This window comes from Demequina activiva (assembly GCF_016862815.1).
Taxonomy (GTDB): domain Bacteria; phylum Actinomycetota; class Actinomycetes; order Actinomycetales; family Demequinaceae; genus Demequina; species Demequina activiva.
The window spans coordinates 239,623-261,841 of sequence record NZ_BONR01000003.1 but is presented as its reverse complement, the minus strand read 5'-3'; the positions used below and the strand labels follow the sequence as shown (position 1 = coordinate 261,841).

Sequence of the window (22,219 nt, the reverse complement as noted above, 5' to 3'; positions counted from 1 at the left end):
CTGTCAGGTCAGGGCGGCCGATGCGCGCGTCAGGACACCTTGCGGCGCCCCTCGAAGGCGCGACCCAAGGTGACCTCGTCCGCGTACTCCAGGTCGCCACCCACGGGAAGGCCCGAGGCAAGGCGCGACACGTCGATCCCCATGGGGGCGAGCATGCGCGTCAGGTAGGTCGCGGTCGCCTCGCCCTCGATGTTCGGGTCCGTGGCGATGATGATCTCCTGCACCTTGCCGTCGCCCAGGCGCGTCAGCAGCTCCCGAATGCGAAGGTCGTCGGGCCCCACGCCGTTCATCGGGTCGATCGCTCCACCCAGCACGTGGTACCTCCCGCGGTACTCGCGGGTGCGCTCGATGACGACCACGTCCTTGGGCTCCTCGACCACGCACAGCAGGTCCTCGGCGCGCCGGGGATCCGCGCAGATGCGGCACTGCTCGGACTCCGCGACGTTGCCGCAGGTGTCGCAGAAGCGCACCTTCTCCTTGACCGTGGTGATCGACTCGGCGAGCCGCTGCACGTCCACCTTGTCCGCTGCGAGCAGGTGGAAGGCGATGCGCTGAGCGCTCTTGGGGCCGATGCCGGGGAGGTGTCCCAGCTCGTCGATCAGATCCTGCACCGCGCCGTCATACATGGGCTCAAGAGTAGGCGCGTGGGCGGACACGCGCCGACAGGCGCGCGTGCGGGATCAGCGTGGCTCGAGGTGGCGGTGGTAGAGATCCATGATCGCCGAGGTGTCGGCGCGGTAGATCTCGAACATCACGCCGAAGCCCGTCGCGATCGCGAGGAGGTCGCTCGCCAGCTGCACGCCGGTGCGGTCGGTGCGACACCAGCCTCGTTCCTGCAGGTACACGGTGAGGCGTGACAGCTCCTCGGTCCACTCCTGATGGAGCTCGCGCAGCGGCGCCAGCAGCGTGTCGTCGTGCCTGTTCGCGTCTACGAACTCGCTGATCGCCATGGTCCAGCGCGCGCCCTCGGGGTCAGTCCGTGCGAACTCGGCGTTCGCGATCGCGAGCGCCTCGGCCATGCTGGCCGGCTCAGCGGCCTCGAGCACCTCCCACCATGGTCCGCGGCGGCCGCGCCGGGCCCGCAGTACCTCCACGAAGAAGGCCTCCTTGGAGGGGAAGTGGAAGTAGAAGGCGCCGCGGGTGTAACCAGAGTCGCGCACGATGTCCTCGATGGTGGTCTCGCCGTACCCCTTGAGAAGGAAGCGGTCGATGCCGAGCTGCAGCAGTCCCTCGCGGGTGCGGGCGCGCCGGAGCTCGAACTTGTTCGGGGGCTTCGCCTCCGACGTCTCGCCAGCCATGGTCCGACGATATCAGCGCAATCCGGGCGATCCGGAAACGACCCCGAGCGTTCGCGGACGCTCGTTCACGCGGGTCCGTCAGTCCTCGATGATGGTCCCGCCGAGCATCTGTGCCACGACATCCGCACCGGACAGCTGGGCGTCGGGTGCTGCCTCGTCATCAGGCGCGATGTCCTCCTCGGGCGGGGGCTCGTCCCACGGGGGCGGCTCCTCGACTGCGGTGCTGGGGGCATGCGGGGCGGATGCGGCGGTGGGCGCCGAGCGTGCGCTGGCGGCCGCCATCACGGCGGCGGCGGGACCGGCGGCGACGCCGGCCGCGCCGGTCCCGGAAGCGACAGCCGCAGCAGGCGCCGCAGCGGCCGCGCGCGCTGGGCCCTGCGGCCCCACGGTCGCCTCCACGCGCACGTGCAGTCCGAGCGTCTCGCGCACGGCGAGGGCGACGTTCTCCGCGTGAGCGCTGCCAGTGAAGCGCGAGGCGAGAGCGGCATTGTCGAAGGCCAGGGTCAGCACGCCCGCGTCGACCGAGGCCACCTGCGCGCTCTGGCTCACCATGGACCAGGTGACGCGGCGACGCTCGAGAGTGCCGAGGACCTCGGGCCAGCGGCGGCGCACCAGCTCCGCATCCTCGGCGCCACCGGCGACATCGCCGGTGGGCGCGCGCACCGGCTCGGGCTCCGTGGACTCCGGGGTCGGAGTTGCGTTCGCCGCAGGAGCCGGCGCCGCGACGGGAGCAGGTGCAGCGGGTGTCGCTGGCGTTGGCGCTGGCGCGGACGGTGCGCTCGGCGCAGCGGCCTGATCGCGCGCCGCGGCGACCGCCGCGCGCGCCTGTGCCGCGCCGCCGTCGGCGCCTGCTGAACCGGCGCTGCCCACGGTCGTCGTGGCTGAGGCGGCCGGAGCGGGCGCAGATGCCGGGAGGGGGGCTGCGACGGCAGGGACCGCAGCGCTCGCGGGTGCGCTGCTCGCAGCGGCCACCAGGCGAGCGCACAGGAGCTCGAGATGCAGGCGGGGCGAGGTGGCGCCCACCATGTGCGTGAGGGCGTCATTGATGAGGTCGCCGGCCTGGGAGGCGCGCGCGAGCCCCAGGCGCCGGGCCTGGTCCGCCATGCGCTCGCGCTGGTCCGTGGGCACCTCGCCCATGGTCTTCGCGCCCTCGGCACCCGCGGCGCACAGCAGGATGAGGTCGCGCAGCCGCTCGAGGAGGTCCTCCACGAACCGGCGGGGTTCGTGCCCGGTGCCGATCACGCGGTCCACCACGTCGAACAGCGATGCTCCGTCGCCTGCGGCGATCGCATCCACCGCGTCGTCGAGCAGGGTCGCATCGGTGAAGCCGAGCAGCGCGATGGCGCGCTCGTACGTGACGCCCTCGTCGCCGGAGCCAGCCATCAGCTGGTCCAGGACGGACAGGGAGTCACGCACCGAGCCGCCGCCGGCACGGACGACGAGCGGGAGCACGCCGCCGGCGACCTGGACCTCCTCCGCCTCGCACAGCTGCGCCAGGTAGTCGGTGAGCACGGCGGGAGGCACCAGACGGAAGGGGTAATGGTGAGTGCGCGAGCGGATGGTCCCGATGACCTTCTCCGGCTCGGTGGTCGCGAAGATGAAGCGCACGTGTGGCGGCGGCTCCTCGACCAGCTTGAGCAGGGCGTTGAAGCCCTGCGTGGTCACCATGTGCGCCTCGTCGAGGATGAAGATCTTGTAGCGGTCGCGAGCGGGCGCGAAGGCCGCGCGCTCACGCAGCTCCCTGGCGTCGTCCACGCCGTTGTGCGACGCGGCGTCGATCTCGACCACGTCCACCGAGCCGGAGCCGCCACGCGCGAGCTCGACGCACGAGTCGCACGTGCCGCAGGGCGTGTCCGTAGGGCCCTCGACGCAGTTGAGGCAGCGGGCGAGGATGCGGGCGGAGGTGGTCTTGCCGCAGCCGCGCGGACCCGAGAACAGGTACGCGTGGTTGACGCGGTCCGCGCGCAGCGCCTGCATGAGCGGAGCGGTCACGTGCTCCTGTCCCACCACGTCGGCAAAGGCGTCGGGGCGGTAGCGGCGATACAGGGCGGTGGTCACCCCACAGACTCTAGTGGCGGCTGGTGACACGCGCATCGGGCGTCCACACGCGACAGCGCCGGAGGCTCCGGGCATGGAAGGACCCCCCACGCACCCGACAGAGCCCGCTTACCCTTGCTGCATTCCTGCCCTGGGGGAGTTGGGCGAGATATCGCCACGTGAGGGGTCGCCGAACAGTCTAACGTCACGGCGCAATTAGTAGGAACGCCGATGCTCGGGTAGCATCTACGGGCCTGGAGGATTCGCCTAGTGGCCTATGGCGCACGCTTGGAAAGCGTGTTGGGTGCAAGCCCTCAGGGGTTCGAATCCCCTATCCTCCGCCAGAGACGTCCTTGCTGCACCCGAGTGGGGGATTCGTGAACCGAGCGCCGACAGGCAGCGATGCCAAGCGCCGCAAGGCCGTGCGCCGCCATCGGCGCGAGCGCCAGCTGGTGGTGTTCGGCGTCATCATCATCGCGATCGCGGCGCTCACGTTCGCCGCATCGGCGGTGTACCGAGGCGAGGTCGACGGGCCATTCGACGCGCAGTTCAACACCCCGGACTCGGGCCTGGCGGAGGACGTGACGCTCGTGTGCCCCCCGCCCGCCAACCCCGCGGACGAGACCGCCGACAAGCCCCTGAACCCGGGCGAGGTCGTGGTGCGCGTCAACAACGGCACCGAGGTCCCGGGACTCGCCGGCACCACGCAGAGCACGCTCGACGGCCGCGGATTCGTCACCGTGGGCACGGCCAACTGGCCTCGCCCCTACGACGGCATCGCGCTGATCTACTTTGGCGAGAGCGGCGTCCAGCACGCCTACACCCTCGCCCGCCAGTTCCAGGACGCGGAGCTGGTGCTCGATCAGCGACCCGACATCACCCTGGACCTGGTGGTGGGTCAGGGCTTCGCGGACAACCCGGTGCTGCGCGAGCCGCTCGCTCCCGAGCTCAGCCCCGAGCTGGCGTTGAGCGCCGACGGCGAGTGCCGTCCCGCCGGGCTCGTGGTCGCCGTGCCGGCGCCCCGCACCCTCCCGGAGAACCCGCTGGCCGAGGCCAGCCCCACCCCGTCGCCCGAGCCCGAGGCCGACGAGGGCTGACGCCCCGCAACCGACCGATGCGCGCATCGGCCAGGTGCTCGAGTCGCGTCAGGTGAACGTCACCGTTCCAGTGAGCCGTGGAACGCGGTCCAGGACTCTGGTGCGAGAGTCAGCGTGATGGTCCCGTCGCCGTGGGTGATGGGCAGGGCGTCGACCATGCCGTAGGCCTCGGCCGCCTTCTGGGTCTCGCGCGCGCCGTCGTGGTCCGCGAGCACGGCCCTGCCCCCCTCGAGGTGTGCACGCGCACCGGGGTGGCGCAGGGTGACGGTCTGCTCCGCGTCCGTGCGGTTCGTGACGAACAGCGCGAGGGCGCCGGTGTCCGGATCGACGGTCGCGGCCGCGGTGACAGCCGGAACCCCGCCATGACGCTCGGTGGCGAAGGTGGGCGCGTCCACCTTGAGCTGCAGCGCCTCTCCCCGAGCCAGGTGGGCGGTCGTGGCAAACGGGTGGAACGTGGTCTGCCTCCAGGCGTCGCCGCCCGGCTCGGTCATGATGGGCGCGATCACGTTGACGAGCTGCGCGAGGCAGCCCACCGCGATGCGGTCCGCGTGGTTGAGGAGGGTCGCCATGAGGTCGCCCACCACCACCGCGTCCAGGCCCGAGTAGCGGTCCTCGATGATGCGGGGGGCGTCGCGCTGGATGGGAAGGTCCGTCGCGTCGCCGAAGCGCGACTCGAGGTACCAGACGTTCCACTCGTCGAAGGACAGCGTGATGCGCTTGTCCGAGCGCTTCTGCGCGCCCACCGCATCGGCGCTCGCGACCACGCGCTCGACGAACCGGTCCATCGCCGTGGCCGAGCCCAGGAACGATGCGCGGTCCCCGTTCAGCTCCTCGTAGTACGCGTGCATGGAGATGTGGTCCACGATGTCGTAGGTGTAGGACAGCACCGTGCGCTCCCACTCCCCGAACGTGTCCATGTACATCGAGGACGATCCGCACGCGACGAGCTCGATCGTGGGGTCCACGAGCTTCATGGCCTTGCCGGCGTCCGCCGCCAGGCGCCCGTAGGTGTGTGCGTCCTTGTGGCCGATCTGCCAGGGGCCGTCCATCTCGTTGCCCAGGCACCACAGCGTCACCCCATAGGGCTCCTCGCGACCGTTCGCGATGCGCAGATCCGCCCAGCGGGTGCCCGCCTGCCCGTTGCAGTACTCGACCAGCGCGGCGGCGGCGTCGACGCCCCTGGTGCCCAGGTTCACCGCCATCATCGGCTCGAGGCCTTCGCGCTCGCAGTACTGGAGGAACTCGTCGGTGCCGATGGTGTTGGGCTCCACGGTGCGCCACGCGAGGTCCAGGAAGGGCTTGCGGTGCTCGACCGGGCCCACGGCGTCCTCCCACACGTAGTTGGAGACGAAGTTGCCGCCGGGATAGCGCACCACCGTCACGCCCAGCTCGCGCGTGAGGTCCGCGACGTCGCGGCGGAAGCCGTGAGCATCGGCGGTGGCGTGTCCCGGCTCGTAGATGCCGGTGTAGACGCACCGTCCCAGGTGCTCGACGAACGATCCGAAGATGCGCCGGTCGACGGTGCCGATGCGGTAGTCCGGGTGCAGGATGATGGAGACGTCGCTGTTCACGTTCACAGTCTGGCGCACGGCAGCGCGTGCGGCCAACAGCGGCTCGCGCCTAGGCGGCGCCCCCGCGCGCGGTGTCAGCGTCGAGCGCGCCCACGTTGCGCTGGAACAGGATGATCCACGTGAAGACCAGCACGCCCGCGACGAGCTCGACGGCGGTGAGCGAGTAGTAGCCGGCGGCGAAGAATGCGGCGAGCACCACGATGATGGCGAGGAACGCCCAGCCCACGGGCAGGAATGCGCGGGAGATCCCGGGCACCCAGGCGCGCAGCCGAATGGTGAGGACTCCGAACGCCACCACCATGCCGCTCGCGACGGCCGTGTGGATCCAGAACCGGGTGTCCACGTTGAAGATCCCCACGCAGCCCAGGAAGACGCCCACGAGGACGAGCGCGCCGAGGACGCGCCGCTGGCCGCCCGCTGTCGCCGTCGGCAGCTCGCGCGTGGCCACGCGCGCCAGCACCGTCACCAGGAAGCCCGCGATGACGAGAGTGATGTTGAAGGCGCGCGCCGAGAGATCGTCCGAGATCCCGAGCGTGCTGAGGTTCTGCATCCACCACTCGGGGTCGCTCGCGGTCAGCGCGCTCGCGAGCACGCCGCCCACGAGGAACGTCGCCAGCACCACGGCGAGGAGCTGCGGGCCCATGTTCACCGCGGACAGGAAGGCGATGTAGGCGGACACGGCCGCCGCCGCTCCGCTGACGGCGAGCACGGGCAGAGCGAAGACCGTCGCTCCGATGAAGGCCTCCGCCATGATGGCCGCGGCGAGCGTCCAGCCCAGCAGCGCGATGATCCCGTGTGCGAGCGCGAGCGCTGCGACGTCCACGACGTCCAGCACGCCGCCCATGCGCGGCCGCGAGCGCGTGTGGAGCGCGTAGCGACCTGCCGCGAAGGCGAGGGCGGCGGCGACCGCGGCGGCGACGGCCGCGTACTGCCCCACGGAGCCCGGTCCGGAGATGGGTGCGGCCTCGAGCCTGAACACCGGCAGCGCGACCGCGGCGACCACCACGAAGGCGAGGGCGGCCAGCCCGGTGGCGGTGAGCTCGAGAGTCGTGTTCTCGCGCTCTCGCAACGGAACCCTCGCGGGTCCCGCTCCCTGCTCTGCCGGTGGCGTCATGAGCGTCCCTTCCCTCTCCACGTGACGTTACAGGCGCGCGCCCGTGGGGGCGCGGGAAGGGTGTCTGGCGTGGCGCATCGGCCCTGCCGGGGAATAGCAAGAGCCCGGCTCCCCTGCGGGGAACCGGGCTCTCACTGTGGCGGTGACGGTGGGATTTGAACCCACGGTACGGGGTTACCGTACACAGCATTTCGAGTGCTGCACCTTCGGCCGCTCGGACACGTCACCGCCGAAAAGATTACCGGCTGTTCACGCTGTCTCCTAATCGGCGGCGTCACCGCCCAGTGCTTCCGGCGAATCAGGGGAGCGATGCTCACCGCGACCGCGAGCCCGCATCCGGTCGACGGCGAGTCCGACGAGCAGCGGGATGGTGAGGGTGAGCGCCATCTGCGGCGCGATGGGCCAGCGCGGCGCGCCGGCGGGGGCGCTCGGTCATGGGCTCAGCGCCGCGCCTCGAAGAATGCTGTGAGCAGGGAGGCGCTCTCTGCGGCACGCACGCCGGAGATCACCTCCACCTTCGCGCCGATGCGCGCGTCGCGCACCACGTCCCACTGGGAGCCGGTGGCGCCCGCCTTCTCGTCCCACGCGCCCAGCACGATGCGCGGGATGCGGGCGGCGAGCGCCGCGCCCGCGCACATCACGCACGGCTCGAGGGTCACGACGAGCGTGCAGCCGTCGAGCCGCCAGCTCGCGGCGGCCGCGGCGGCCTCGCGCAGAGCGAGCACCTCGGCGTGGGCGGTGGGATCATGCTCCACCTCGCGGCGGTTCCATCCCCGGCCGATCACGGCGCCGCTCGCATCCACCACGACGGCGCCCACCGGCACGTCGCCCACGGCCGATGCGCGGGCGGCCAGCTCGAGCGCCTCGCCCATCGCCTCGGTCCAGTTCTCCACCTCGCCAGGCTACCTGCGGGCGGTAACGTGGAGCCATGCATCTGCACGTCGCGGACCACCCGCTCATCCGCCACAAGGTCACCGTGCTGCGCGACAAGCGCACGCCGTCGCCCACGTTCCGTCTCCTCGTGGACGAGCTGGTGACGCTGCTCGCGTACGAGGCCACGCGGGAGGTGACGGTCGAGGAGTGCGAGGTCGAGACCCCGCTGACCACCGCGACGGGCACCAAGATCGCGGACCCGCCGCCCATCATCGTGCCGATCCTGCGCGCGGGACTGGGGATGCTCGACGGCATGACGCGCCTGATCCCCAGCGCCGAGGTGGGCTTCCTGGGCCTCAAGCGAGATGAGGAGACCCTCGAGGCCGTCACCTATGCGAACCGTCTCCCGGAGGACCTCACGGGACGCCAGGTGTTCCTCATCGACCCGATGCTCGCCACGGGCGGGTCGCTGGTCGCGGCCATCGAGTACGCGCTCGAGCGGGGTGCGACCGACGTGACCTGCGTGTGCCTGCTCGCGGCCCCCGAGGGCATCGAGCACGTGCGCGACGCCATCGGCGACCGTGCCGACGTATCCGTGGTGGTCGCGCAGGTCGACGAGAGGCTCAACGAGGTGGGCTACATCGTTCCCGGGCTGGGCGACGCGGGCGACCGGCTCTACGGGATCGTCGACCACTAGCGATCACCCCGCCGCGCGGCGTCTCGCGCCGTGATCGCGCGCGCTCTCACTGTCGAGTCCCGGCGACCCTTCGCGCCCCGCGGATCACGCGGACAGTGGTGTTTCAAGCCGGCCGATGCGGGAGAGGGTGGCCGCTGTCGTGACCTGGGCGGCGGCGATGTCAGACCCCGGTGAGACAGTGGTGCGGTGGCTCGGATCGCGCGGTGGGCAAGTGTTCCCCAGGTTTCGCACCTGGGTGTGGACGACACGCCGCGCTGTCCACAGCGTTTACACAGCTTTCTCCACAGGACCACAACATCTAGTGGTCACTTCCCAGAAAAGTCCCACATCTTGGTGTTACAAGGTTGTGATTTCGCCCCGGCCACGTTAGTGTCGGATCACGCTTCGCGCTCCCGACGTCGCCTCCCTCAGTGGGCGTCGCCCCGGCCCCAGCGGACATCAGCAGAACACAGAACCATGGCCCGCGCGGGTCAGAAACAACGCACATGTGCGAGGGGAGAAACGTGACGATCACGGAGAACACCGCCCAGGACAGCGTCAACGACGCCGTTGTCGCGGATGCGGTCGCAGAGGCCAACCCGTCCCGTACCGGCATTCACGTCACCAAGCGTGACGGCACTCGCGAGCCGTACAACGCCGATCGCATCAACAAGGCGATCGAGCGCGCCGCGGAGGGCCTGCCGGACCAGATCTCGATCACCACGCAGATCGCGTCCGAGCTCGCGATCACGCTGTTCGACGGCATCACCACCGAGCAGCTGGACGAGGCCGCGATCGGCGTCGCCGTCCAGAACGTCAAGGACGACCCGAGCTTCGACACGGTCGCCGCTCGCCTGCTGCGCAAGGTCATCTACAAGCGCGTCCTCGGCGGCTACGAGACCAACCTCGAGCTCGCGCTGCTGCACCAGGCACGCTTCCCGGGCTACATCCGCGACGCCGTCGAGGAGGGGCTGCTCGACACGCGCCTCGAGGACAGGTTCGACCTCGACGCACTCGCCGCGGCTCTCGACCACGAGCGCGACGACCTGCTGAAGTACATCGGCACGGTGACGATGCGCAACCGCTACATGATCACGGATCGCCACGGCAAGGCCCTCGAGGTCCCCCAGTACTTCTGGATGCGCGTCTCGATGGGCCTCGCGCTCAACGAGGCCAACCCCACCGAGATGGCGATCCAGTTCTACGAGAAGATCTCGCGCCTCGACTACCTGCCCGCGGGCTCGACGCTCGTGAACGCCGGCACCTCGTACCCCCAGCTCTCCAACTGCTTCGTGATGCAGATGGAGGACGACATCGAGCACATCGCCAAGAGCGTGCGCGACGTCATGTGGCTCACCAAGGGCACGGGCGGCATCGGCCTGTCCGTCACCAAGCTGCGCTCCGAGGGCTCGCCCATCAAGTCGAACAACACCACCTCGACCGGCCCCATCCCGTTCATGCACACCATCGACTCGACGCTGCGCGCCGTGTCCAGGGGTGGCAAGAAGTTCGGCGCCCTGTGCTTCTACATGGAGAACTGGCACATGGACTTCGCCCAGTTCCTGGACCTGCGCCAGAACTCGGGCGACCCCTACCGCCGCACCCGCACCGCCAACACCGCGGTGTGGATCTCCGACGAGTTCATGAAGCGCGTCGAGGCGGACGACTTCTGGTACCTGTTCGACCCGGCCGAGACCCCTGACCTGGTCGAGCTGGTGGGCTCCGCGTTCTCCGCTCGCTACGCCGAGTACGTCGCGCTGGCCGAGGCGGGTCGCATGCGCACCTTCAAGAAGATGCGCGCCCGCGAGCAGTACAAGTCGATCCTCGTGATGCTGCAGGGCTCGTCGCACCCGTGGCTCACGTGGAAGGACACCATCAACAACCGTGCCCTCAACACCAACACCGGCACCATCCACCTGTCGAACCTGTGCACCGAGATCTGCCTGCCGCAGGACCGCGAGAACATCTCGGTCTGCAACCTGGCCTCGGTGAACCTGTCCGAGCACCTCGTCGACGGCAAGATCGACTGGGAGCGCATGGAGAAGTCCACGCGCCTGGCCGTCCGCCAGCTCGACAACCTCATCGACATCACGCTGTCCTCGGTCCCCGAGTCCGAGCACTCGAACTCCGAGAACCGCGCGGTCGGCCTGGGCGTCATGGGATTCACCGACCTCACGGAGCGCCTGGGGCTCGCCTATGAGTCCGAGGAGGCCTACGACCTCATCGACGAGATCATGGAGTTCGTGTCCTTCCACGCGATCGACGCCTCCGCCGACCTCGCCCGTGAGCGCGGGGCGTACACCAACTTCGAGGGCTCGGGCTGGTCGCAGGGCAAGGTGCCGTTCGACACCATCGCCGAGACCGAGGCCGACCGTGGCGTCGAGATCGAGGTGAACCGCACCACGCGTCAGGACTGGGACTCGCTGCGCGCCAAGGTCAAGGGCGGCATCCGCAACGCCACGCTGATGGCGGTCGCGCCCACGGCGTCGATCGGCCTCGTCGCCGGCACCACGCCCGGATTCGACCCGCAGTTCTCGCAGATCTTCTCGCGGGCCACCTCCTCCGGAAAGTTCCTCGAGGTCAACCGCAACCTCGTCCGGGACCTCCAGGAGCTCGGCCTGTGGGAGGACGTCAAGGACCGCCTGCTCGAGGTGCAGGGCGACCTGTCGCAGATCGAGGAGGTTCCGCAGCACCTGCAGGACGTCTACAAGACCTCCTTCCAGCTCTCGCCCTACGCGTTCATCGAGGTCGCCGCACGCGCCCAGAAGTGGATCGACCAGGCGATCAGCCGCAACATCTACCTCGCGGATCGCGACGTCGAGAACATGATGGACCTGTACTCCGCGGCGTGGAAGCGCGGCGTGAAGACCACGTACTACCTCCACATGAAGCCGCGTCACACCGCCGAGCAGTCGACGGTGCGCGTCAACAAGACGGAGAAGCTCAACAAGGCTGCCGCCAGCGCCTCCGGCGGCTCGACCGGCGGTCCGTCGCGTCGCGGCTTCGGCGCCCGCAAGGGCTTCGGCGCCTCGAAGGCATCGGCCGCCGGGACCGCGGAGAGCACCGTCGCGGAGGTCGCGGAGGCGCCCGCCGTGGAGGCCTCCGCACCGGCCGCAGTGGCGCCGGCCAAGAAGGGCTTCGGCGCTGCCGCAGCCAAGGCCGAGGCTGCTCCGGCGTCCGAGGCTCCGGCCACGACCAGCACCATCGCGACCGCGCCGGCATCGGTGCTGTCCGACGTCGCAGCGAAGGCGTTCTCCTCGGCTCCCGTCGAGAAGCCGGCGGTGCCGCCCACGTCCCTGCCCGACGCCACCGAGCCTCCGGCCGCGACGGGCTCCGTCGAGACCGCAGCTGCGGTCGCACCTCAGGGTGTGGCAGTGCTCGACGTGGTGGACAGCACGGTGTCCTCGCCGAACGGCGACACCGAGCTCGTGGATGGTGTGGCGTGCCCCGTGGACCCCATGGAGGCCCTCCAGTGCGAGTCCTGCCAGTAACCGGCCAACCAGGATAGGAAGCATCAGATCATGGCAATTCTCGGAACCGGCATCCAGGACGGACTGCTGCTGAAGCCCATCACGTACCCGTGGGCGTACGACCTCTACAACCAGGCCGTCGCGAACACGTGGTTCCCCAACGAGATCCAGCTGGGCGAGGATCTCGCCGACTTCAAGAAGATGACGGAGGAGGAGAAGCACGCCGTCACCTTCCTGATGTCGTACTTCAACCCCAACGAGCTGCTCGTCAACAAGGCGCTGGCCTTTGGCGTGTACCCCTACATCAACGCTCCCGAGTGCCACCTGTACCTCGCGAAGCAGATGTGGGAGGAGGCCAACCACTGCATGTCCTTCGAGTACGTCCTCGAGACGTTCCCGATCGACCGCGACGCCGCGTACGAGTCCCACGTGTCGGTCCCGTCGATGGCGGCGAAGGAGGAGTTCGAGGTCAACTTCATCCGTCGCATGACGGAGGAGACGCTCGACATCTCCACCACCGAGGGCAAGAAGGACTTCGTCCGCAACCTCGTGGCATACAACGTGATCCTCGAGGGCATCTGGTTCTACTCGGGCTTCATGGTGGCGCTGTCCTTCCGCCAGCGGAACCTGTTGCGCAACTTCGGTTCGCTCATGGACTGGGTGATCCGCGACGAGTCGCTGCACCTGCAGTTCGGTATCAACCTGATCCTCACCGTGCTCGAGGAGAACGAGGACCTCCAGGACCCCGACTTCGCCGACGAGATCCGCCAGATGATCCTCGATGCGGTCGAGATGGAGGAGCGCTACAACCGCGACCTCCTCCCCAAGGGCATCCTCGGCCTCAACGCGGACTACGTGAACCAGTACGTGAGGTACCTCGCTGACCGCCGGCTCGAGGAGCTCGGCTTCGACCCGCACTACAACGTGTCGAACCCCGCCAAGTGGATGGCGACCGCCAACGACACCCTGCAGCTGGTCAACTTCTTCGAGGCCACCAACACCTCGTACGAGGTGAACGCGCAGGCCACCAAGAGGTAGACACCGAGCACCGGGGCAACGGCCCCGCGGCGCGTGGGATGGAGCCCGAGCGGCTCCCACCGCGCATCGCGGGGCCGTCGCCTTCTGTGCGGATGAACGCCCGTCGTCAGAGAGCTGTCGACGCTGGCGTGAGCATTCTCACCTTTGGATGGACTTACCACTAGGTAGGAATTAGACTTTCCTGGTCGGCGTTGACTGGATCAGGCCGACCTCCCGCACCCTCGCGAGCGGCCCCCCAGTTCCCTGGCGCCGCCGCCCGATCTTCAGAGAGTGCACCCCTGTGTCTTCCGACCTCCACGCCCCCAAGGCCACACCAGCCGCCACTGCCGCATCCCTTGCGCAGGCCTACGGTCGTACCCTCTCCCGTCGCGAGAAGCTCACCTACGTGCTCGTGCTCGGCGCTCTCGTCGCCCTTGGTCCGTTCACCGTCGACCTCTACCTCCCGGCCTTCCCTGATGTCGCAGCGGACCTGGGAGTGGGCGACGCGGCGATCCAGCTCACGCTGACCGCCACCATGGTGGGCTTCGCTCTCGGACAGCTCATCGTGGGCCCGCTGAGCGACGCGCTCGGCCGCCGGCGACCGCTCATCATCGCCACGGCCGTGCACATCGTGGCCAGCATCGCCGTGGCATTCGCGCCCACCATCGAGCTGGTCATGGCCGGTCGTGTCCTCCAGGGCATCGGCGCCGCCGGCGGCGGTGTGGTCGCGATGGCCATGGTCCGCGACCTCTTTGGCGGCCAGCAGCTGATCCGCATGCTGTCCCGCATGGCTCTCGTGACCGGACTCGCGCCCGTGCTGGCGCCGGTGATCGGCTCCCAGCTGCTCAACGTCATGGAGTGGCGCGGCATCTTCCTGGCGCTCGCCGCGTACGGCGTCGTCATGACCATCATCGCGGGTTGGCTCATGGTCGAGACTCTTCCGGCCGAGCGCCGCGGACGGCTCGAGGTGTCCGCCATCGCGCGTCGCTACCGTCACCTCTTCAACGACGCAGCGTTCGTGGGAGTCGCGTTCGTGGGAGCCATGACGTTCACGGCGCTGTTCGCCTACCTGTCCGCCTCCTCGCTGCTGCTCCAGGATCAGTTCGGCCTGACGCCGCAGCAGTACGGGATCGTGTTCGCAGTGAACTCGATGGGGCTCGTGGTGGGAACGCAGGCCTCCGCGCGACTGATGCGCGTGCTCGCCCCACGCACGGTCACCACCGCCGGCCTGACCGTCATGATGGCGGGCGCCCTGTCGCTGCTGGCGTGCGGGCTGCTGGGCACCGGGGTGCTGCCAGTGATGATCTCGCTGTTCTTCGTGGTCTCGCCCGTGGGGCTCATCATGCCCACGGTCCAGGTCACGGCACTCGCCAACCACGCTGGTGAAGCAGGGACGGCAGCGTCGCTCATCGGCGCGCTGAACATGGGCATCGCCGGCCTGGCGTCGCCGCTGGTGGGCGCCGCCGGTGTGTCGGTGACCTCGATGGCCGTCGTGATGATCGGTGCGCTCGCCCTGGGCCACGCGTCGCTGTGGCTCATCGTGCGCCGTCGTGCCTCGAGCGAGGTCGTCTCCTAGAGTGGGCGCCATGGCGCGCATCGGCATTCTGGTCTTCGACGGCTTCGATCTCATCGACGCGGGCGGCCCGTACGAGGTGTTCCTCACGGCCTCGCGCCTGGCGGAGCGCGACGGCAGGGCTGCCACGTTCAGCGTGGAGCTGCTCAGTCCCGGTGGTGCCGATGTCACCGCGTTCGGCGGGATGACCCTGACGGCTCTGAGCGCCGCGGAGGACGCCTCCGGTTTCGACGTGGTGGTCGTCCCGGGCACCATCGACGTCGATGCCGCCCTCGCCGATCACGCGGTCCGCGCAGCGGTGGGCGCGCTCGCCGCGGCGGGAGAGCTCACCACGTCCGTGTGCACCGGTGCGTTCCTGCTGGCGCAGCACGGCATCCTGGACGGCCTGCCGGCCACCACCCACTGGGAGGACGTCGCGGCGTTGAGGAGCGCAGGGGTCGACGGGGCGCTCAGCGATGTGCGGTGGGCCGATGCGGGCGACGTGATCACCAGCGGTGGGCTCACCTCCGGCCTGCACATGGCTCTGCATGTGGTCGCGCGTCTCGAAGGCGCCGAGATGGCTCGTCGCACGGCCCGGCAGCTCGACATGGACTGGAGCGAGGACCCTGCTCGCTGACGAGTGCGCTAGCTCCTGATGGTGACGGCGACGGTGCCCAGCAGGAAGTTGTCGCCGGTGGTCGCGATCCGCAGCCGGTGCAGACCCTCCTCGCGTGACTCTTTGGTCACGAACGGCTTGGCGTCGACGCCCATCGTGTTGGCATAGAGCGATCCGTGGGCGTGGGCGTCCGCGGCGTTCTCGGACGCACCGTCGCCGAACTCGCGAACGGGGGTGAAGCGGTCGCCGTCGAGGTCGACCGTGTCGCCGGCGAGAGCGCGATCGGTCTCGAACGCTGACCAGGAGAGCGACACATCGGATCGCTCGTCGAGCTCGAACTGCTTGGTCACCGGCGCGGACGAGGACACCCAGTGCGGCCCTTCGAAGAGCGTGACCTGGGACGTGCCCTCGATCGTCGCGTCCTCGAACACGATCGTCAGCGTGAACCCGGCGTAGTAGGTGGGGTCGGAGTCGTTGCGCGAGGCCGCGATCGCGATGTCTGCCAGCGAATAGGTGCCGGAACCCGCCGCGGCGACGGCCGCGGTGACGTCCTTGCGCGAGATGTAGTACTGCCGGTGGCCCTGCGTGGTGAGCGTCGAGCCATCGGCCCGCACGTCGACGTAGTCGCCACCCGGGGTCTTGAAGCGAGCCTCGCGAACCCGGCCCTCCCACGTGTCCGCACCGCCGTTGCCGGACGAGCCGAGGGCGCGGTTGGCGGACCACTCAAGGTAGGCGGCCTTGACCGTGGCGCCCGCAGGGATGGACACGGTGGTGACTCCGGAGACCCACTCGCCACCGTCGTCCATCAGCGGCACCATCGGGTACTCGTTGTTGTCGGACGGGAACTGGCCGGTGCCTGTGGTGAACGGCGACTGGCGCGCCCGCTCACACTCGGGCACCTCGATGTCGCAGCCCAGCAGAGGAGCCCCGAACTGCACGACCCCCAGCTTGCCCTCGCCCGCGTACACGGGCTCGAGCGCGTCGTCGGACAGTTGGATGCCCGTGCGCACGGAGTACTCCACGCGCTGGTCGCCGGACTCCACCACGAAGGTGGTGCGGGCGTCGGGGGCGAGGTCGCCGTCGGGCAGAGCGACGTCCAGCTCGAGCTCCGCGTCCGCGCCCGCATCGAGGGCTTCGAGCTCGCAGGAGACGGTGCTCTGGTCCGCCGTGAGAGTGCACTCCCAGTCGCCGAGCGTGAATGTCGTGCCGGTCACAGGGGCCACGGCACGGGCGAGATCGCCGTCCACCGGTGCGGAGAACGCTCCGCCGCCGGCGGTGGGGGCGGCGAAAGTGAGGCCATCGGGCAGGGCGATGGACGCGGTGACCGTCTCTGCGGCTCCGTCGCCTCCGTTGGAGACGCCCATCTCCATGCTCGGGTCCGAACGCGACAGCTCGATGAAGTTGAGCGGCGCCTGACCGATCGCGAGCCTGGCGGTGCCGGTGGGGGGAGGGTCGATCGGGTCCACGGGGTCAACCGGGTCCACGGGGTCAACCGGGTCCACGGGGTCGACGGGGTCGACCATTCCGCCGCCGGAGCCCGTTCCCGAGCCGCCCGTGGAGCCGCCGGTCGCGCCACCGCTCGAGCCGCCGGTCGCGCCACCGCTCGAGCCCTCGGTCGAGCCCTCGGTCGAGCCGCCGTTCGACACGCCGATCGGGTCGGGAGTGAATCCATCCGCGTCGCCGCGGCCGGTCCCGGCAGACGGGTCATCGGCGTCCAGCGCGTCGTCGGCGCCTGCGCTCGGCTCTGGCGACGGGCTCGTGGACGGCTCGTCGGAAGGCTCCGGCGAGGGCGACACGGCGCCGGATCCCGTGCTCGCGCTCGGGGCAGGCGAGGGGCTCACGACCACCGGTCCGGCGACGCCGGCGCCGTCATCGTCCGTACCCAGGAAGCCCAGCACGCTCGCACCGTTCACGGCCAGAGCGACCACGCCCACGACGGCTGCAGCGGGAAGCGCGATCTGCGCGATGGCGCCGATGACGCCCGCGATGCCCACGGCACCTGCTCCAGCGGCCGCGGTGCCGCCCGCTCCCACCGCGCCCGCGCCGGCACCTGAGGCGCCAGCCCCCGCCGTCGCGCCGGCGGCTCCCTGCGGGCCGAATGCGCCGCCGATGGGCAGTCCGCCTTCGAGGGCCCCCGCACCGATCACACCCATGAACAGGGGCGCGATGATGCCCCGCATCCCACGGTTGACGTCCTCGAGCTCGGCGACCAGCGCGCCGCAGCGCTCGCAGGTCCGCACGTGCGCGTCCACCTTGCCGTGCTCGCGCTTGCTGAGGCCGCCGCGAACATAGGCGCCCAGCTGCGTGTTCGCCTCGACGCAGTCCATGGAGTCCGACGTGTTGAGGTGCTGCTGCAGGTACGCCTGGCGCAGTGCCTCGCGGGCCCTGTAGGCGAGAGCGGCGACCCCGTTCGCGGTGAGCCCCAGCAGCGGAGCGATCTCCTTGGGACTCTTCTTCTCGACCTCGGTGTACCAGAGCACCGCCTGCCAGCGCTCGGGGAGGGACTTGAACGCATCGGCCACCATGCCGTGCTCGAAGCCGTCGAGGGCCGGCTCGTCGGAGGAGGCCTCGTAGCCGAGCGACGACTCGTAGGGGGTCATGTCCTCGCGCGGCTTGGTGCGGATGCCCTTGTCGATCACGTCCATGCCGGTGCGGCGGACGATCGTGAACAGGTACGCGCGGAACGCGAGGTCGGGACCGTCGCCGCGCTGAAGGGCGCGCAGCACTCGAGAGAAGGACTCCGACACCACGTCGTCGACGTCGCTCGGGGAGTTCGTATACTGTGCGGCGACCTTGCGAGCCGCACCCACGTGACGCTCGTAGAGCACGCCAAAGGCAGCCGCATCGCCGGCGCGTACACCGGCGATCAGCTCAGGATCGCTGGACGTCTCCGTCCACAGTGCGATCGCCTCGGAGCTCATGCGAGCAGGCCTCCTCCACCCAGGGTCCCCCTATGTTCCCTGTACACGCGTATGCAAGGCAAGAGCCAGGTTGGGGAATTGGTCACATGTCCCTCATCGGCACGCGGGAAAGTTTCTGGAGAAACTGCGTCATACCCGTGTGCGGCCAGTCTCTCATCAGGCATGAGCAACGACACGCAGGTCCCCGGTTCCGGGTCGGCCGCGCTTCTCCACCGGTGGGAGAGCGCGAGCATCGACACGGTCTGGCTGCGTCCGGGCGACTGGTACACGCCCGCCACGGAAGCCCTGGTCGAGGCGCTTGAGGCTCGTCTGGACACGGCGCCGGCAGCGTTCCGCCTGGGCCAGGCCCGCTCGTCCGCGGGCGTGGGCATCACCGAGGCGATCGACGACATGGCGGTGCTGTTCAAGGCGGCTGGCTTCGAGTCGGCTCCCATCCGCTCGATCCGCGCCCTGTGCGAGGGCTGGACGGCTGGCAACGGCGCGTTTGCAGACGCTCCCGCGATGACGGACGCCGAGTCTGGGCTCGGCACGCCGGAGTACCTCATTCAGCGCCTGGCGGAGGTGTACGGCACCGCTGCACGCTCCGGCACCACCGTCACCGCGACGCACGCGCTCGTGATCGTGGATGTCTCCGTCGAGGCCACGGACCCCTGGCAGCGCATCGCGCGCAACGCCGCCGCCGGCGAAGCGCTGATGGGCGCCTACGGCGAGGGTCACCCGATGGCTCGCATGGGTGATGGCCTCTACGCCGTGCTCGTCGAGCGGGGCACCGCGCTGGGAGCGGGCATCGCCGCGCTGCGCGATCACATCTCTGAGCGCGCGGTCGCCATGAAGGCCGGCAACCTGATGCGCCAGCCTCCCCGGGTGTGGATCGAGTCCCTGCCCGACACGCATGCTTTCGCCAGCGATCTCGTGGAGTCGTTGCAGCGATAGAACCGGTTCTCCGGAGCAAAGGGTCTGGCACCGAGCTGAGGGCGGTGTCAGACCCTTCTGCTGTGTCTCGCTCCGTTCGCGACGGTCATGTCTTGCGGTTGTACGCACGGATCGCGAGGGGAGCGAAGATCGCCACCAGGATCGCGCACCAGACGAGTGTCGAGGTCACGGGTCCCTGCCACTCCCCGGTGCCGCTCCACAGTGCTCGCAGCGACTCGATGAGGTGCGAGAGCGGGTTCGCGTTGGAGAAGGCCTCGAGCCAGCTGGGCATGGTGCTGGGGTCCACGAACGCGTTCGATGCGAAGGTCAGTGGGAACAGGGTCATGAAGACGATGCCCTGGACCGCTCGTTCGGATCGAGCCACGAGACCCACGAGCATGGGGGCCCAGGCCAGGCTGAGCGCGAACAGGATCGCGAGCAGGCATCCGGCGAGGAAGCTCAGAGGGTCCGTCGTGATGCGGTAGCCGAGCACAGAGCCGGTGCCCACCATGATGCCGATGAGCAGCACGTAGCGGACGATGTCGCCGAGGGCCGCGCCCAGCAGCGGCGAGATCCTGGAGATGGGCAGCGACCGGAACCGGTCGAAGATGCCCTTCTCCATGTCCGAGTTGAGCTGGATCCCGATGCCGACAGACGAGAACGCGATGTTCTGGCCGATGAGCCCGGGGATGAGGAACACCAGGTACTCCGAGGTGGAGCCCGCGATCGCACCGCCGAAGATGAAGGTGAACAGCAGCGTGAACATGATGGGCGCCAGGGTGACGTCGATGAGTCCCTCGGGCGTGCGCCAGGTCTTGACCAGCGAGCGCTTGGCGAGCACCCACGAGTGCCGGAGCAGATCGAGCGGGCCGGCCGGGATCGGCGTCACCTCGCGCGTGACGTCTGCGGTGGTCATGCTGCCTCCCCGTCGGTGGCGGGCTGTCGCTGTCGCTCGCCCGTGAGGGTGAAGAAGACCTCGTCCAGGCTCGGAAGCTGCAGCGAGAGCTCGGTGACGTCCACCCCTTGGGCGCGCAACGACGCGACGACGTCCGTGAGCACTGCGTCCCCGGGAACCGGCACCGAGTACTCGCCGGGACGGTGCTCATCGATGGGTGCGCCGTCCGTGGCGACGCGCGCGAGGATCTCGTGCACCAGCGGTGCCTGAGCCGGGTCCGCCGGCCGCACGCGCAGAGTCTGGGATCCGACCACGCGCTTGAGGCGGTCGGCGGTGTCGTGGGCGATCACCTCGCCGTGATTGATGACCACGATGTCGTCCGCGAGAGCGTCAGCCTCCTCGAGGTACTGCGTGGTGAGCAGCACGGAGGTCCCGTTCGCGACGATGCCCCTGACCACGTCCCACATGTCCTCGCGCTTGGCGGGGTCGAGGCCGGTGGTGGGCTCGTCGAGGAACACGACCTCGGGATGTCCGGTGAGCGACGCCGCCAGGTCCAGTCTGCGTCGCATGCCCCCGGAGTATGTCTTGAGGGTGCGGTCCGCCGCGTCGCCGAGGTCGAACCACTCGAGCAGCTCGCGCGCCCGCACCTTGGCGTCCGCGGACCGGAGGTTCAGGAGCGCGGCGATCATGAGGAGGTTCTCGCGGCCCGTCAGCTCCTCGTCCACCGACGCGTACTGGCCTGTGAGGCCGATGCGCTTGCGCACCTCCGCGGGATGCCGCTCGACATCGAAGCCCCCCACCGTCGCGGCTCCTCCGTCGGGTCGCAGCAACGTCGCGAGGATGCGCACGGCGGTGGTCTTCCCCGCGCCGTTGGGTCCCAGGACGCCCAGGATGGACCCTCGCGGCACCGCGAGGTCGATCCCGCGCAGGGCCTTGGTCTCCTTGAAGTTCTTGACGAGGCCCCGGGCCTCGACCGCAAGCTCGATCGCCATGATCAGACCTTACGCCGCGGGTCCGACACGGGACGGTGATCGGGGAGCGCGACCTCCGCGGCTACACCAGCGACCAGACCCCGAGCTCATTGCCGGACGGGTCCGCGAAGTGGAAGCGGCGCCCGCCGGGGAAGTCGAAGATGTCGTGGGTGACGGTCCCCCCGGCGGCGACGACGGCATCTCGTGACGCCTCGATGTCGCGGGAGAACAGCACCACCAGCAGGTCTCCTCGAGAGACAGCTCCGACGCCGGAGATGCCTCCCACCTCGCGACCGTCGCCAGCGACGATGCCGAAGTACTCGGGCCCGTACTGGGTGAAGCTCCATCCGAACGCGGCGCCGTAGAACGCGACGGACTGATCGGTGTCGAGCGCAGGGATCTCGATGTAGTCAGGGGCGTGGTGCGTGTGCGGGTTCTCTGCGTCGGCCATGCGGGTCATCGTCGCGGCGCGCGCCGGTGCCGTCAAGGGCTGTGTGACCGGCCGCACCGCGCGGTCGCTGTCCGATTGACCACAGTGTCGTGCGGCATCGAGAGGGGCCGTCCTAGGATGCGCCGTATGCCAGGGGAACCCGAGCCGTTGCGCGACCGTCTTCTCGAGGCCGCGATCCGCATCCTGGGCGACAAGGGCGGTGCGGGACTCACCATCCGGGCGGTCGCCACCGCCGCGGAGTGCTCGACCATGGGCGTCTACACGCACTTCAGCGGCAAGCCCGGGCTGCTCGACGCGATCATCGAGGAGGGCTTCCAGGACTTCGACCGCTGCGTGTCTCAGGCGATCGACGGCATCGAGGATGGGCGCGAGCGGCTGCTCGCCGGCGCCGTGGAGTACCGGGAGTGGGCCCTGGTCCACAGCACGCAGTACCAGGTGATGTTCACGCCGTCCGTGCCGGGGTACGAACGCAACGACGCGGCGCTCGAGCGCGGCGCGGCGTCGTTCTCCCTGCACCGGGCTCGGGTGGTGCGCGCGCTCGAGCGTGGCGACATCCCCGGCTCCGTCGAGGACGCGGACCTCATCGCCACCCACATCTGGACCACGTGCCACGGTCACGTGATGCTCGCGCTCCTACGAGGCACTGCCGCGCACGCGGAGCCCGAGCGCCACGAGTTCCGGACCTCGATGCGGTGGGCGATCGACGGCGTCGGTGCGGTCGGTGCGCCCGGTTCGTCAGGAGCCTGAC

Annotated in this window: 18 protein-coding genes, 2 tRNA genes and 1 other RNA gene; 9 read left to right on the top strand and 12 right to left on the bottom strand. The window is 69.6% G+C overall.

What is annotated here, in order from left to right; translation table 11 throughout:
* Positions 1-29: 29 nt before the first annotated feature.
* From recR to ffs, 4 genes are all read right to left on the bottom strand, one after another.
* Positions 30-626 carry a recombination mediator RecR gene (gene recR / locus Dac01nite_RS08670; RefSeq protein WP_203655993.1) on the bottom strand — a complete coding sequence of 199 codons (597 nt, stop codon included), beginning with the start codon at positions 624-626 and terminating at the stop codon, positions 30-32.
* A 54-nt stretch (positions 627-680) separates the two neighbouring features.
* Complete coding sequence (locus tag Dac01nite_RS08665) at positions 681-1,298, bottom strand: TetR/AcrR family transcriptional regulator (RefSeq protein WP_203655991.1); 618 nt, start codon at positions 1,296-1,298, stop codon at positions 681-683.
* Positions 1,299-1,376: 78 nt separating this feature from the next.
* Positions 1,377-3,356 carry a DNA polymerase III subunit gamma and tau gene (locus tag Dac01nite_RS08660; RefSeq protein ID WP_203655989.1) on the bottom strand — a complete coding sequence of 660 codons (1,980 nt, stop codon included), beginning with the start codon at positions 3,354-3,356 and terminating at the stop codon, positions 1,377-1,379.
* A gap of 74 nt (positions 3,357-3,430) precedes the next feature.
* An RNA gene (gene ffs, locus Dac01nite_RS08655) (signal recognition particle sRNA small type) lies at positions 3,431-3,527 on the bottom strand.
* Positions 3,528-3,591: 64 nt separating this feature from the next.
* Here ffs and Dac01nite_RS08650 point away from each other — a divergent pair.
* A tRNA-Ser gene (locus Dac01nite_RS08650) sits at positions 3,592-3,679 on the top strand.
* Between the two features lie 33 nt (positions 3,680-3,712).
* Complete coding sequence (locus Dac01nite_RS08645; RefSeq protein WP_203655988.1) at positions 3,713-4,432, top strand: LytR C-terminal domain-containing protein; 720 nt, start codon at positions 3,713-3,715, stop codon at positions 4,430-4,432.
* 59 nt (positions 4,433-4,491) lie between these two features.
* On the opposite strand, the gene arfA is transcribed toward Dac01nite_RS08645, so the two are convergent.
* The 4 genes from arfA to tadA form a co-directional block, all read right to left on the bottom strand.
* Complete coding sequence (gene arfA, locus Dac01nite_RS08640; protein ID WP_203655986.1) at positions 4,492-6,003, bottom strand: arabinosylfuranosidase ArfA; 1,512 nt, start codon at positions 6,001-6,003, stop codon at positions 4,492-4,494.
* Positions 6,004-6,052: 49 nt separating this feature from the next.
* Positions 6,053-7,117 carry a DUF998 domain-containing protein gene (locus tag Dac01nite_RS08635; RefSeq protein ID WP_203655985.1) on the bottom strand — a complete coding sequence of 355 codons (1,065 nt, stop codon included), beginning with the start codon at positions 7,115-7,117 and terminating at the stop codon, positions 6,053-6,055.
* Positions 7,118-7,254: 137 nt separating this feature from the next.
* A tRNA-Ser gene (locus Dac01nite_RS08630) sits at positions 7,255-7,345 on the bottom strand.
* 212 nt (positions 7,346-7,557) lie between these two features.
* Positions 7,558-8,010 carry a tRNA adenosine(34) deaminase TadA gene (tadA, locus tag Dac01nite_RS08625; RefSeq protein WP_373307243.1) on the bottom strand — a complete coding sequence of 151 codons (453 nt, stop codon included), beginning with the start codon at positions 8,008-8,010 and terminating at the stop codon, positions 7,558-7,560.
* A gap of 35 nt (positions 8,011-8,045) precedes the next feature.
* On the opposite strand from tadA, the gene upp reads away from it, so the two are divergent.
* From upp to Dac01nite_RS08600, 5 genes are all read left to right on the top strand, one after another.
* Positions 8,046-8,687: a uracil phosphoribosyltransferase gene (gene upp / locus Dac01nite_RS08620; RefSeq protein WP_203655983.1), complete on the top strand. Its 642-nt coding sequence runs from the start codon at positions 8,046-8,048 to the stop codon at positions 8,685-8,687.
* Positions 8,688-9,190: 503 nt separating this feature from the next.
* Positions 9,191-12,157, top strand: coding sequence for a ribonucleoside-diphosphate reductase subunit alpha (locus Dac01nite_RS08615; RefSeq protein WP_444542495.1), 2,967 nt, complete (start codon positions 9,191-9,193; stop codon positions 12,155-12,157).
* Positions 12,158-12,187: 30 nt separating this feature from the next.
* Positions 12,188-13,174, top strand: a complete 987-nt coding sequence (locus tag Dac01nite_RS08610; RefSeq protein ID WP_203655980.1) for a ribonucleotide-diphosphate reductase subunit beta — start codon at positions 12,188-12,190, stop codon at positions 13,172-13,174.
* 280 nt (positions 13,175-13,454) lie between these two features.
* Positions 13,455-14,729: a multidrug effflux MFS transporter gene (locus Dac01nite_RS08605; RefSeq protein WP_203655978.1), complete on the top strand. Its 1,275-nt coding sequence runs from the start codon at positions 13,455-13,457 to the stop codon at positions 14,727-14,729.
* Between the two features lie 10 nt (positions 14,730-14,739).
* Positions 14,740-15,342 (top strand): DJ-1/PfpI family protein, encoded by a 603-nt coding sequence (locus Dac01nite_RS08600; RefSeq protein ID WP_203655976.1) that lies wholly within the window; start codon positions 14,740-14,742, stop codon positions 15,340-15,342.
* Between the two features lie 8 nt (positions 15,343-15,350).
* On the opposite strand, the gene Dac01nite_RS08595 is transcribed toward Dac01nite_RS08600, so the two are convergent.
* Positions 15,351-18,242 (bottom strand): sigma-70 family RNA polymerase sigma factor, encoded by a 2,892-nt coding sequence (locus tag Dac01nite_RS08595; protein ID WP_203655975.1) that lies wholly within the window; start codon positions 18,240-18,242, stop codon positions 15,351-15,353.
* Positions 18,243-18,404: 162 nt separating this feature from the next.
* On the opposite strand from Dac01nite_RS08595, the gene Dac01nite_RS08590 reads away from it, so the two are divergent.
* Positions 18,405-19,175, top strand: a complete 771-nt coding sequence (locus Dac01nite_RS08590) for a hypothetical protein (RefSeq protein WP_203655974.1) — start codon at positions 18,405-18,407, stop codon at positions 19,173-19,175.
* Between the two features lie 85 nt (positions 19,176-19,260).
* Here the strand turns inward: Dac01nite_RS08590 and Dac01nite_RS08585 are convergent, their stop codons facing one another.
* From Dac01nite_RS08585 to Dac01nite_RS08575, 3 genes are all read right to left on the bottom strand, one after another.
* Positions 19,261-20,070, bottom strand: a complete 810-nt coding sequence (locus Dac01nite_RS08585) for an ABC transporter permease (RefSeq protein WP_203655973.1) — start codon at positions 20,068-20,070, stop codon at positions 19,261-19,263.
* Positions 20,067-21,041, bottom strand: a complete 975-nt coding sequence (locus Dac01nite_RS08580) for an ATP-binding cassette domain-containing protein (protein WP_203655972.1) — start codon at positions 21,039-21,041, stop codon at positions 20,067-20,069. The genes Dac01nite_RS08585 and Dac01nite_RS08580 overlap by 4 nt, the downstream gene beginning before the upstream one ends.
* Positions 21,042-21,102: 61 nt before the next feature.
* The gene (locus Dac01nite_RS08575) at positions 21,103-21,471 is read right to left on the bottom strand and encodes a VOC family protein (protein WP_203655961.1); all 369 of its coding nucleotides are present in this window, start codon (positions 21,469-21,471) and stop codon (positions 21,103-21,105) included.
* A gap of 126 nt (positions 21,472-21,597) precedes the next feature.
* Between Dac01nite_RS08575 and Dac01nite_RS08570 the strand changes: the two genes are divergently transcribed.
* A complete protein-coding gene (locus Dac01nite_RS08570) occupies positions 21,598-22,218 on the top strand; it encodes a TetR/AcrR family transcriptional regulator (RefSeq protein WP_203655959.1) in 621 nt (206 codons plus the stop codon).
* Position 22,219 lies beyond the last annotated feature (1 nt).

Coding starts and splice junctions, on each gene's coding strand:
- recR (WP_203655993.1), bottom strand. CDS start 626: ATGTATGACGGCGCGGTGCAGGATCTGATCGACGAGCTGGGACACCTC.
- Dac01nite_RS08665 (WP_203655991.1), bottom strand. CDS start 1,298: ATGGCTGGCGAGACGTCGGAGGCGAAGCCCCCGAACAAGTTCGAGCTC.
- Dac01nite_RS08635 (WP_203655985.1), bottom strand. CDS start 7,117: ATGACGCCACCGGCAGAGCAGGGAGCGGGACCCGCGAGGGTTCCGTTG.
- upp (WP_203655983.1), top strand. CDS start 8,046: ATGCATCTGCACGTCGCGGACCACCCGCTCATCCGCCACAAGGTCACC.
- Dac01nite_RS08610 (WP_203655980.1), top strand. CDS start 12,188: ATGGCAATTCTCGGAACCGGCATCCAGGACGGACTGCTGCTGAAGCCC.
- Dac01nite_RS08600 (WP_203655976.1), top strand. CDS start 14,740: ATGGCGCGCATCGGCATTCTGGTCTTCGACGGCTTCGATCTCATCGAC.
- Dac01nite_RS08595 (WP_203655975.1), bottom strand. CDS start 18,242: ATGAGCTCCGAGGCGATCGCACTGTGGACGGAGACGTCCAGCGATCCT.
- Dac01nite_RS08590 (WP_203655974.1), top strand. CDS start 18,405: ATGAGCAACGACACGCAGGTCCCCGGTTCCGGGTCGGCCGCGCTTCTC.
- Dac01nite_RS08585 (WP_203655973.1), bottom strand. CDS start 20,070: ATGACCACCGCAGACGTCACGCGCGAGGTGACGCCGATCCCGGCCGGC.
- Dac01nite_RS08580 (WP_203655972.1), bottom strand. CDS start 21,041: ATGGCGATCGAGCTTGCGGTCGAGGCCCGGGGCCTCGTCAAGAACTTC.
- Dac01nite_RS08575 (WP_203655961.1), bottom strand. CDS start 21,471: ATGGCCGACGCAGAGAACCCGCACACGCACCACGCCCCTGACTACATC.
- Dac01nite_RS08570 (WP_203655959.1), top strand. CDS start 21,598: ATGCCAGGGGAACCCGAGCCGTTGCGCGACCGTCTTCTCGAGGCCGCG.